Here is a 10,924-nt window from a genome sequence, read left to right as displayed (position 1 = left end):
TTGTGGTTAGAGTGAAAAGTTATCAAATTCAGGATTCGCCTCAAAATCGCCTAGGCGTTCAATTTCAGTATCTTGGCGCATTTGTTCATGCCAACGATCTTCATCCCAAATTTCAAACTTGTTCATCAAGCCAACCAACATGATTTTTTTTCCAAGTTCTGCATGTGCGCGTAACGACGGCGCCAGCAAAATTCGGCCATTTTTATCTAGTTGATACTCTGTAGCGTTACCGAGCAACATACGTTGCATACGGCGAGCGCGTGGATTCATGTTCGAAATTTTTAATAATCGTTCTTCAATTTCGAGCCATTCTGCTAACGGATATAACCACAAACACGGTTCGTTTAAGGCTACAGTGCAAATAACCGTTCCCTGATCTTCAGACAAGATCGCATCTCGGTACTTTGTAGGTACCGCAAAGCGTCCTTTATCATCCAAACTCAGAGAGCTCGCACCCCGAAACATAGCTTGCCTTAAAAATTAGGTTATTAATCGTTAATGATTATTTCCGATCCAGTTTGATCCACTAAAAACCACTTTTTACCACAGTGCTCCAGTTTAGGGCTTGACAAGCCTTTTTGTCAAGTAAGCAGATCATCATAAGCGCCTTGTGAAGCCAGAAAAAATAAGGGCTCGGGCAAAGCCTATGAATTACGTGGGAAAAAGTGGTAAACATCGAAAAAAAATTTTTTTCCTATTTTCTTGGCTATGTATTAGGGAAAAATGGTTAATGAATGACCAATGAATAATTACAAAAATTTCTTATTCTGTAATTTTTACTTAATCACCCTGCAAGAGTTACGAGCATTCTCCAACCAACGGCTGATTTAAAAACATAACGCATTGAAAAAATTAACTTTTACTATTTGGTATGAAGGTTGCGACAGGTTAACTACCAATTAAATGGCAATTTTTAAGGAATGATTATGACTACCGCAACTTCAAAATCGAACTCAAGCGCAGCAACTAATGGCAGTGCACACTCGAACGCGGCTCAAGTAGAGGCGCCATTCACAGAAAAAGCAACAGAAGCAGCACACCACGCTGTAGATGCATTATCATCGCGTGCAGCAAGTGCTGAGCACAGTGTTCGTCAAGGTGCATCGAGCTCAGCTCAAACGCTTTCTGAAAAGCAAGCTATAGCACGCGCTAAAATTAATGAGTACAGTGGTAAAACTCGTAAGCTTGCATCAGAGAACCCACTTGCGACAGCAGGTATTGCATTTGCAGCAGGCATGCTAGTAACCGCACTTATTCGTCGTAAGTAATCGTTATGCAATCTTCTCAATCTACAGATGAGAAAACGCAAGATGCCAATGATCAGCCGTTAAACGCTGATCAGTGGCAAGATCATCTTGCCAAATTATCTGACTATGCCAAACAGCTTTATATTGACTACCGCAAGCAAACGGGGCTTTGCAAACAGCTTGCCGCAGCGGAGTGGCGCTTATCAACACGCTCACTCGCCTTAACGATTATCTTACTCGTCTGTTTTGCTGGGGGGTTAGTGCTGCTATGGGCTGGCTTACTTGCCACTGTAGGTATCGCGATATTTAGCTTTAGCCAATCATTGTGGTTATCTGCTGTTTCATTGATTGTTTTGCAATTGCTTTGTCTTACATGGCTTTGGAAAAACATTGGTTATGTCAGCAGTAAAATTGGTTTTGATCATACGCTCAAGAGCGTTCGTCAATTACTGAATATAAATAAGGATGAATGATGTTAATTGATTATTTTATCAATAAGCCACAACACAAAGTCAGTGAGCTTAGTCATCAAATGGATTTACAAGATGAGCTTAAACGCCAGCATCATCAAGCATTTAATTACCGCCTGAAACGTTTTGCTGTCAGTAAGGTGGGTATTGCCAGTGCCTTTACGGCGGGTATGGGCTACGAAGCGCTCAATGATCCACAGCCAAAAAGCAGCAAACTGAAACAAATTGGTCGCTTTAGCTGGTTACTGCGTTTGTTGTGATCTTTATCATGTAAAGTGTGCATTTTACTTCTCTTTTCCAGCCATTTTCATTACTTTAAACACACACTAGCTATTTGTGGAAACCTAAGGTGAAAAAAAGGATTGTATTAACAGGCGGACCTGGTGGTGGTAAAACAACAGCCATCGATTTATTAAGACGTGAGTTTTCAAAACAAATTGTCGTGGTGCCAGAGTCTGCGACCATGCTTTTCAGTGGTGGTATAGAACGAGGCGATTCAGCTCATCTTATCAAAGCCCATCAACAAGCTATCTTCAGCTTACAAAAACACCTTGAACATATTCAGCGAACCATGCACCCAGATCGTTTAATGCTTTGCGATCGTGGTAGCTTAGATGGCCTTGCCTACTGGCCTGGTGAACAAGATGAGTTTTTTCAGTGTTTAAACACCAGCCTAGAAATCGAACTTAACCAGTATGATGCAGTGATCTTTTTTGAAACGGCTGCTAAATCTGGGCAGAGTATTCATTCTAATAACCCAGTAGAAACGAATCTGATCAACAAGCCATATTGCTTGATGACAAACTACAAGCTGTTTGGTCTCAGCACCCTAACTTTAATTTAGTGAAAAGTTCAGAGTCATTTATTCAAAAGGTGATGTTTGGCATCGACACCATCCGCAAGGTCATGGATAGCTATAACTAACAGCTTAATCAAGCCATTAAACTGTTAGTTATCAGGTCTATTAACCACGATTATGTGGTCGAGCGTAGTCTATATCAGGCCCTTTTGGCACAACTTGAGTTGGGTTGATCATGGTGTGGCTAAAATAGTAATGACGTTTTATATGATAAAAATCAACGGTCTTACTTACACCTTCAACTTGATATAACTCACGCAAATAATTGCTGATCGCCGGATAGCTCTCGATAGTACGCAAATTACATTTAAAGTGGCCCACATAAACACTGTCGAAGCGAATTAAAGTAGTAAATAAACGCCAGTCGGCCTCTGTCAGTGTGTCACCCACTAAATAACGATTAGCTGTTAAACGTTGCTCAATCTTATCTAGAGCGGCAAAGAGATTATCAAAGGCTTCTGTATAAGCTTCTTGCGTTGTCGCAAAGCCAGCACGATACACCCCGTTATTAATATTGTGATAAACAAACTCATTAACTTCATCAATTTCAGAGCGCAACGATTGCGGATAAAAGTCGCGTTCATTACCTGTAAAGCCATTAAACGCGCTATTAAACATTCTGATAATTTCAGCAGATTCGTTACTAACAATACGCTGCGTTTTTTTATCCCAAAGCACGGGAACCGTAACACGACCTGAATAATCTGCTTTGTTACGCGTATAAATTTGATGCATAAAGTCGCTATCGAAAAGTGCATCACCTGTGCTGTGATTATCTTTATCAAAGGTCCAGCCATGCTCCAACATGTCAGGGCTTACAACCGACACACTAATATAATCTTCAAGGCCTTTTAAATGGCGAAAAATCAAAGTGCGATGAGCCCAAGGGCAAGCTAAAGAGACATAAAGATGGTAACGATCTTTTTCAGCTTTGAAGCCCGCATCACCGCTTTGCCCTGCACTGCCATCTGCGCTAACCCAGTTACGTAACTGGGCTGCCTCACGTTTGAACTCACCTTGATTGTTATCGGTGTCGTACCATTTATCTTGCCATTGGCCATTTACTAGTAATCCCACAATAACCTCCTATAGTGTGCCAAATTTACCTAGCTGATAGTCACGTACAGCTTGCTGTAACTCAGCTTGGGTTGTCATTACAAACGGGCCCATATGAGCGATTGGTTGCTTAAGCGGCTCACCGGCTAAAATCAAAACGCCAGCCCCCGTTTGCGAGTTAAACTCAATGTCACTGTCAGGCTCTAAAATCAATAAGCTACCCGCTTTAACTGGGCCGCCTTGCTCAGTATGAATTTCTCCAGTATGGATATAAATCATCACCTTCGTTTGTGTAAGCGGTGTATGGTAAAACTGCGTACCAGCCGGTAAAGTCACATCAGCAAGCATGCCGTCAGCGGCGAGGTCTTGTAAGCTAGACACCTGCTCTTCTCCGGCAAATTGCCAGCTTCCTGCCAACGCTTTAAGCTCAACACCCTGCTCATTTTGACTCGTTGGCGCTGGCGCTTCAGTGGTATCTTGATATCGCGGCGCTCTTAGCTTCTCGGCACTTGGCATATTGAGCCAAATTTGAAAGCCGTGCATGCCTTCTTTGGCATCTGCTAATGGCATTTCACTGTGGATCACACCAAAACCGGTACTCATCCACTGCACATCACCAGCGCGAATCGCTTTTTTGTTACCCATTTGATCTTGGTGTTCAAAGCCACCTTTAATAATGTACGTAAAGGTTTCAATACCACGGTGAGGATGCGCAGGAAAGCCGCCCATAAAATCACTGTGATCATCAGACTTCAGCTCATCGATCATTAAAAAAGGGTCTAAATACTTGCCATCAAAGCCTGGAATACGGCTGATGTTTACACCATCACCATCTTGTGTGGCATGGCTATTTAATTGTTGAATCACTTTCATAACTTTACTCCCGTAAATTGTATGAAATGATTGTAGGCGCTAATTTAACTAACAACCATGAGTAAAATTCGCACTAATCATTCTATTTATGAGAATGCTCATTTTGTTGCCTGGTTAACCTATCAGCGACTGTTGCCCCGCGATCTCCCACTTCTTTGTCAGGGCCTATGGTGCTATCGACTAAGGTTTGTTGCTCGGCACTGGCATTAATGGCCGCACCAAAAATAATGATGTATGCGCTGATATAAAGCCACATCAACATGATCACCACACCCCCTAACGATCCATAGGTTTCGTTATAACTTGCAAATTGTGATACATAATATGAAAAACCGATTGATGCGATGATCCACAGTAAGGTGGCAAGCATTGAGCCAGGGGTGATCCAGCGCCATTTGGCAGGCGTTCTGTGAGGCGCATAACGATATAAAAATGCTAAAGCGCAATTAAAAATAATGGCTAATAGTGGCCAAGTAATAAGCTGAATCATTAAATCGATAAGCTCAGTTAAACCAACTAAATTAAGCACTATTGGCAAAATACCAATGATCAATAACGCCACCAGCGCAACCACAATAGCACCTAACGAAAATAAAAAACGCACCACTAATGCCATAAAAAACTGGCGCTTATTGCGCTGATGATAAGTAATGTTGCAGGCAGTGATCAGTGCTTGGCAGCCTTTACTACTACTCCAAACTGTTAATAACAAGGTCCCTATGGCGCTGACACTTAATACCTTTTGTGATTGCTGAGTGATGCCACTCACTTGCAGCAAAATAATGTCGCGGCTACTTGCAGGTAAAATGGCAATCACTTTATCGAGTTGATCATAAATATCGGTTGGCGAAGCAAAATAAGCATACACAGAGACTATGGCCGCCAGCGCAGGGAAAATCGCCAACAAGGCATAAAACGCCACACCTGCCGCCACGAAAGATAAATTGTCTTGTGATAGGTTGTGATAAACCCGCTTACTGATATCCCACCAACCGCGAATTGGGATCTCCATCGGTGAGCGAGCGTGGTAACCACGATTGTCCTTACTCATAAACGACCTAAATAATTGCCTTTAACACTCTCAAGCTGCAAACAACTTGCCAGTAATAATGGCGTCTGAATTGCATTAAGCTACGCTTATAAAAACACTACAAAGATCCATGGAGCGGTGCGATGAGTTATTACTTACTTATTAAAAATCAATTGGCTAGTTTGTTCAGCCCCACCATTTGGGTAACATCGCAAGCAATCCCTGCGAGCTTATCTTGGCAAGACTTAAATTCTCAAATTACGCAGTTTTTACATACTGCATGGCAAATGTTACCAGCACTGACACTCGGTATTGCGGCCATCATCATTTGCTACTTATTAGCTCGTCCTTTATCGTATTTATTAATAAAGCCGCTTGGCTTTGTCAGTGAAAGTAAACTTTTACATGTAGTGACGAGGCGCTTTTTTAGCATCATTATCATCTTGTTTGGGGTGTACTTATTTTTGCGTCTTGCAGGGCTTACCAGTTTTGCTGTAGCGATTATGAGTGGGACTGGTTTAGTTGGGCTTATTTTAGGCTTTGCTTTTCGCGATATCGCTGAAAACTTTATTTCAAGCATGCTGCTCAGTGTGCAGCGCCCTTTTCGTATTGATGATGTGATAGAAGTTGATGGTCGCTTAGGGGTGGTTAAAAAGGTTACGGCTCGCGCCACCACCTTGGTGGATTTTGATGGCAATCACATTCAAATTCCTAATGCGACCGTGTATAAAAATGTCATTAAAAACCTCACTGCAAACCCGAAAATGCGAGGTCACTTTAATGTTGGCATTGGCTACGATAATGACATTCGCTACGCCCAACAATTAGCAATGAAGGTGGTTAATCAAAACCCTGCTGTTATTAATGATCCCCCAAGCCAAGTGTTAATTGATTCTTTAGGCTCAGCGACTTTAAATCTAACCATTTATTTTTGGGTTAATAGCCGCGAACACAGCACTGTCAAAGTCGCTTCACAATTAATGCGAGAATTGGTCAATACCTATTTAGCAGAGCAAATCAGCATGCCTGATGATGCTCGCGAGCGAATTATTTTAAATAGCGAGAACGATAATGAGCAGCCAAACAATAATGCAAGCGCAGAGCCCAAAACAGCAAAATCACTCGACGACCATAGCCTTGATGACGTTAGCAGTGATGCCGATGATATTCGCGAACAAGCGGATCAATCTCGCGACCCTGAACAGGGTAGCAATATAATTTAAAGTACTTGAGAGCTAGGCTTCATCATTGGGTTTATCTTGCATAGCACGCTTAAACCCTTTGACTGACGTCCCTAAATCTCCACCAATTCGAGATAATTTTTTTGTGCCAAATAACAGCACCACAATTGCGGCAATAATGGCTAATTGCCAAACACTAATTCCTGCCATAACAACCTCTTTTTTTAAAAAAAAATAAAAGCGCCTTTGCAGGCGCTTGAACAACACTAACAACTGGGAATACAAAGATTAAAAGCTAGCACGTACACCTAATGCGACTTGAGTACCAAAACGCTCAAGGTAACTCACTTGGTCAGTACGCTTGGTGTAACCCCAATAACGCTCATTCGTTAAGTTCGTTGCTTCGGCAAACACTGTGAATTGGTCACTGATGTTATAGCTCATGCTGGCATCTAACTGACCATAATCAGAGATCCAATATGGACCGCCCCATGCATCAGGATCCGACAAGAATTTGCTACGCCAGTTATACGCTAAACGTGCTTGGAAACCATATTGCTCATAGTAAACCACGGCGTTATATGAGTTTTTCGACATGCCTCTAAATGGCAAACCTGACTCTTTGAGCTCTGGCTCATCGTAGCTACTGTCAACATAAGTGTAGTTAAGCTGAAAGCCTAGGCCATTGAAAGGTTCTGGTAATAAGTTTTCAAGCGACTGCTGATAAGCAAACTCAGCACCTTTGATCGTTGCACCGTACTTACTCTTACCAGGGTAAGATGCAAAGTAACGCACACCTTCAATTTCAACTGGGCTTTCTACGTAATCGATAAATGATTTCAGGTCTTTGACAAACACCCCACCACTTAACGAGCTGCTGTCTTCAAAGTACCACTCTAAGGTCATATCGGCTTGATTAGCTTCTTCTGGTGTTAACGATGAATCGCCCATCGAAAGTTGTGGTAACCCTTCACGATACGTATCAAAGTTTGGCGCAAGCCATGGGCGTAAATAGCCTAACGATGGGCGGCTAATCACTTGTGCCGCAGAAAAACGGTAAATCAAATCATCAGTAATACTAAGCTTGAAGTTCATGCTTGGTAAAATGTTGCTGTAGTCCCCTTTAAATGATTGTTCAACAGTTTCACGCCAACCATTTTCAAGTGGTTTACCATCTTCTTGTAGGTCAATTAACGATAGATCATACACTGATCCTTTAGAGCTCACTTCTGTTTGCGAACCACGGATACCGACGTTTAACATATACGGCATATTTGCAAGAGTGCTCTCGAGCGTCACTTGCGCATACGCGGTTAGAGCTTCTTCGGTTACCTCATAAGTGCCCGATGAATTGAGCGATGCAACAATACTCTTATCGGTTGCTTCAGCATTAATTGAGCGATAATAAGCAAGTAACTTATCGTAGTCGAAACTTGGCCATGGCTCTGGTGTAATGCTACTTTCGCCTTCTAAGAAGTTATCGAAATTCGCTTCAACAAACACATCGCTTGGGATTTCAAAGAGGTTAAAGTCACCCACATTCACTACGGTGCTGTCATCAAATTCATAGCCATCGCGCTCTAAATATTGACCACCATTACTGAATTGGCTGGCATTTTTTGATGCATATTCAAGCTGACTTTTAGTTTGTTCAAGGTAAGTTAAACCAAAATCAACACGGGTCACTAAATCACTTTCAGGCACAAACGTACCGGTAAACTTAAAGTCATTAACCGTGTCTTCAACCCCAGTACCTGTATTACGGCTATAGTGAGCACCGTATGATTGATCCGCAGTTAAGCCCGGCGATAAAGTAACATCTGGCAGCATATTACCCGTGGTGTAATCAATCCCAATTGAATCTATAAAACCACGCGCAACAATAAAGCGGTTATCACCCCCGTTTTCGTTTTTCGCTTTTGAATGGGCAACATCCACAGCCAGTGTTAGGCCATCCATTGGATACCATTTAGCATTAAGGGCAAACTGATAAGTATCGGTTTTACGTGGGTTGGTTAGGTTGAGTAGCTCCACCATGGTGTTACCGGTTTGCGTCATTGATACTACACGGCCTGTGTCATCAAATTCTGCATCAGTAAACACTGGCGTGCCTGGCGTCCAGCTTTCATCATAGTTAACAAAACCAATTTGATAGCGATGGCCGTCAGTATTGTAACGAGAATAAAGAGCATCAAAGTTAATATCTAGGGTATCTGTTGGACGCCATTGCATTGCTAACGTCGCACCGACGCGTTCACGCACATCCTGCGCGTTCGCAAAATACATGTAACTCGGGATTTTTGAGGCAAATATTTCACTTTGCCCATCAATTTCTCCGTTACCGTTCATGTCGACTGGCACACCTGCGCTGTCTGCCCCCCAACCTTCTTCTTCGTCAAAAAAGCCGCTTGCAGAGTATGTGTCTGCACGTAAGGTTTTCTTAGAATACGCACCCGAGAAAAGCACACCAAAAGTATCATCATTAAAGTTGTCACCGATGATGAATGAAGCATGCGGGTGTACATCGCCTGTTCGAGATTCATAAATCCCTTTTGCTGAAGCGCTCAAGGTAAAGCCATCTTGATCTAGTGGTTTACGCGTTTCGATATCAACAACCGCACCAATGCCCCCTTCAATTAAGCGTGCTTCTGGTGACTTATACACTTGTAGTGCACCCACTAACTCTGAAGCAATGGTGTCAAAGTTAAAGTCGCGGCCTGAGTTTTCAGAAGCCAGTTTACGACCATTCAACGTGGTAATGTTGTAGCCGCCACCTAAACCACGGACTAAAATATTTTGCCCCTCACCGCCATTACGAGTAATGGTGATACCCGGAATACGCTGCAATGCTTCCGCTAAGTTTTCATCGGGGAACTTACCGATGTCATCAGCGACAACGACATCAACAACCGTCGTTGCTTCTTTCTTTCGAAAGTTTGATTCTTTAATACTGCTACGGATCCCTGTAACTTCAATAACCTCAACATCCTCTTCGGCCTTACTATCGTTTTCTTGTTGTTGGGCCGTTGCAGCGAAACTGACTGATGAGGCCAGAATCGAGCTTATCAGCACGCTCAAATATGTTTTTCTAGTTGTTGTTGCCATGATGATTTCCTGTTTTTAAATGTTCAGATTTTTTCACCATAAAAATGGTAATGAGTAAGGCCTTATATTTAATCTATAACAAAATGAAACAATCTAGCAACAATAAATTACCTTGTGAAACTTTCGATAGTTACGAAATTTGTTTTATATATGAAAAAAATGGCTTCGAATGCCTTTAAATATGGGACTTTAATTTCGAAAGTTACGATAATGATTTTTTTGAAAAGATTTTCTTTCGGTGGGCTGGTACGATTTATTTTGGATAATAAAAAAGGCGGCAAAAGCCACCTTTCATCAATCCTATTTAACTAGAGAGTTAAACAGTAATCACCTCAATACCTAAGCTCGTTAATGATTCAACAAACTCTGCTGGCATATTTTTGTCGGTGACCAGCACATCGATTGATTTAAGCGGCAATACATTATACAAAGCACGCTTACCAAATTTACTTGAATCTGTGACTGCAATGACTTTATCTGCGCGGGTGCACATGGTGCGATTCAGCATTGCCTCGGGCTCATAATGGGTGGTGATCCCTGCTTCTGAGTCGATACCATCAACCCCTAAAATAACCTTTTTAAAGTTATATTTACTAAGTGCTTGCTCGACTTCATTTGAGTAAAAAGACATTGATTTTTTTCGTAATTGCCCACCCAGCATAAACACATTTGCATCTTCAATATCAGCCAGTACATGAGCAATATTAAGGCCGTTTGTCATCACTGTGAGGCCCTGCTTATTGGTTAATGCTTTGGCAACTTCTTCTGTGGTGGTGCCAGAATCAATAATCAATGAATCGCCATCATCAACCAAACTTGCCACAGCTTTCGCTAATAACACTTTCACAGCATAGTTTTCGTTATGCTTATCTTTTACCGAAAGCTCTTTAGCCAATTTATCGCAGGCAATTGCCCCACCACGTGAACGGACAACTAAGCCTCGTTTACCGAGCTCGTTAAGATCATGGCGAATGCTAACCTCCGAAATATCAAAGGTTTTAGCAAGATCTTTAACATTTACTTTGCCATTTTCCTCGGTCATCAGGACGATTTTTTGTCTTCTTTCTATTGTGGTTAGCATAGCTGGCCTGTTGTTTTAATAG

At 42.0% G+C, this 10,924-nt stretch carries 12 protein-coding genes; 5 read left to right on the top strand and 7 right to left on the bottom strand.

Features of this window, described 5'->3' with window-relative positions; translation table 11 throughout:
- Positions 1-6: 6 nt before the first annotated feature.
- Positions 7-465 (bottom strand): division/cell wall cluster transcriptional repressor MraZ, encoded by a 459-nt coding sequence (gene mraZ / locus C2M33_RS11600; protein ID WP_054552739.1) that lies wholly within the window; start codon positions 463-465, stop codon positions 7-9.
- A gap of 461 nt (positions 466-926) precedes the next feature.
- Between mraZ and C2M33_RS11595 the strand changes: the two genes are divergently transcribed.
- The 4 genes from C2M33_RS11595 to C2M33_RS11580 all read left to right on the top strand — a co-directional run bounded on the left by C2M33_RS11595 (position 927) and on the right by C2M33_RS11580 (position 2,561).
- A complete protein-coding gene (locus C2M33_RS11595) occupies positions 927-1,268 on the top strand; it encodes a hypothetical protein (protein ID WP_063702622.1) in 342 nt (113 codons plus the stop codon).
- 5 nt (positions 1,269-1,273) lie between these two features.
- Positions 1,274-1,720, top strand: a complete 447-nt coding sequence (locus tag C2M33_RS11590; protein WP_063702624.1) for a hypothetical protein — start codon at positions 1,274-1,276, stop codon at positions 1,718-1,720.
- Positions 1,720-1,977: a hypothetical protein gene (locus tag C2M33_RS11585; RefSeq protein ID WP_063702626.1), complete on the top strand. Its 258-nt coding sequence runs from the start codon at positions 1,720-1,722 to the stop codon at positions 1,975-1,977. Before C2M33_RS11590 ends, C2M33_RS11585 begins: the two co-directional genes overlap by 1 nt.
- Before the next feature lie 89 nt (positions 1,978-2,066).
- Complete coding sequence (locus C2M33_RS11580; protein ID WP_233999175.1) at positions 2,067-2,561, top strand: AAA family ATPase; 495 nt, start codon at positions 2,067-2,069, stop codon at positions 2,559-2,561.
- A gap of 120 nt (positions 2,562-2,681) precedes the next feature.
- Here the strand turns inward: C2M33_RS11580 and C2M33_RS11575 are convergent, their stop codons facing one another.
- The 3 genes from C2M33_RS11575 to C2M33_RS11565 form a co-directional block, all read right to left on the bottom strand.
- Positions 2,682-3,653 (bottom strand): glutathione S-transferase family protein, encoded by a 972-nt coding sequence (locus C2M33_RS11575; protein ID WP_063702630.1) that lies wholly within the window; start codon positions 3,651-3,653, stop codon positions 2,682-2,684.
- 9 nt (positions 3,654-3,662) lie between these two features.
- Positions 3,663-4,505: a pirin family protein gene (locus tag C2M33_RS11570; RefSeq protein ID WP_063702632.1), complete on the bottom strand. Its 843-nt coding sequence runs from the start codon at positions 4,503-4,505 to the stop codon at positions 3,663-3,665.
- An 82-nt stretch (positions 4,506-4,587) separates the two neighbouring features.
- The gene (locus C2M33_RS11565) at positions 4,588-5,556 is read right to left on the bottom strand and encodes a YihY/virulence factor BrkB family protein (RefSeq protein WP_063702634.1); all 969 of its coding nucleotides are present in this window, start codon (positions 5,554-5,556) and stop codon (positions 4,588-4,590) included.
- Positions 5,557-5,678: 122 nt separating this feature from the next.
- Between C2M33_RS11565 and C2M33_RS11560 the strand changes: the two genes are divergently transcribed.
- Complete coding sequence (locus C2M33_RS11560; protein WP_063702636.1) at positions 5,679-6,758, top strand: mechanosensitive ion channel family protein; 1,080 nt, start codon at positions 5,679-5,681, stop codon at positions 6,756-6,758.
- Between the two features lie 12 nt (positions 6,759-6,770).
- On the opposite strand, the gene tatA is transcribed toward C2M33_RS11560, so the two are convergent.
- The 3 genes from tatA to agaR form a co-directional block, all read right to left on the bottom strand.
- Positions 6,771-6,926 (bottom strand): twin-arginine translocase TatA/TatE family subunit, encoded by a 156-nt coding sequence (gene tatA, locus C2M33_RS11555; RefSeq protein WP_082401550.1) that lies wholly within the window; start codon positions 6,924-6,926, stop codon positions 6,771-6,773.
- A 78-nt stretch (positions 6,927-7,004) separates the two neighbouring features.
- Entirely contained in the window at positions 7,005-9,821 is a 2,817-nt protein-coding gene (locus tag C2M33_RS11550; RefSeq protein WP_105174502.1) for a TonB-dependent receptor, read from the bottom strand.
- 316 nt (positions 9,822-10,137) lie between these two features.
- Entirely contained in the window at positions 10,138-10,902 is a 765-nt protein-coding gene (gene agaR, locus C2M33_RS11545) for a transcriptional repressor AgaR (RefSeq protein ID WP_054561067.1), read from the bottom strand.
- Positions 10,903-10,924 lie beyond the last annotated feature (22 nt).

The organism is Pseudoalteromonas sp. T1lg122 (assembly GCF_002964825.1).
GTDB lineage: Bacteria > Pseudomonadota > Gammaproteobacteria > Enterobacterales > Alteromonadaceae > Pseudoalteromonas > Pseudoalteromonas gelatinilytica.
The sequence above is the reverse complement of the archived record's forward strand: the minus strand, read 5'-3'. Positions and strand labels throughout refer to the sequence as shown.

Bases quoted from the DNA above. Each gene is read 5' to 3' on its own strand.
- mraZ (WP_054552739.1), bottom strand. From the start codon at position 465: ATGTTTCGGGGTGCGAGCTCTCTGAGTTTGGATGATAAAGGACGCTTT.
- agaR (WP_054561067.1), bottom strand. From the start codon at position 10,902: ATGCTAACCACAATAGAAAGAAGACAAAAAATCGTCCTGATGACCGAG.
- C2M33_RS11560 (WP_063702636.1), top strand. From the start codon at position 5,679: ATGAGTTATTACTTACTTATTAAAAATCAATTGGCTAGTTTGTTCAGC.
- tatA (WP_082401550.1), bottom strand. From the start codon at position 6,926: ATGGCAGGAATTAGTGTTTGGCAATTAGCCATTATTGCCGCAATTGTG.
- C2M33_RS11595 (WP_063702622.1), top strand. From the start codon at position 927: ATGACTACCGCAACTTCAAAATCGAACTCAAGCGCAGCAACTAATGGC.
- C2M33_RS11570 (WP_063702632.1), bottom strand. From the start codon at position 4,505: ATGAAAGTGATTCAACAATTAAATAGCCATGCCACACAAGATGGTGAT.
- C2M33_RS11565 (WP_063702634.1), bottom strand. From the start codon at position 5,556: ATGAGTAAGGACAATCGTGGTTACCACGCTCGCTCACCGATGGAGATC.
- C2M33_RS11585 (WP_063702626.1), top strand. From the start codon at position 1,720: ATGTTAATTGATTATTTTATCAATAAGCCACAACACAAAGTCAGTGAG.
- C2M33_RS11590 (WP_063702624.1), top strand. From the start codon at position 1,274: ATGCAATCTTCTCAATCTACAGATGAGAAAACGCAAGATGCCAATGAT.
- C2M33_RS11550 (WP_105174502.1), bottom strand. From the start codon at position 9,821: ATGGCAACAACAACTAGAAAAACATATTTGAGCGTGCTGATAAGCTCG.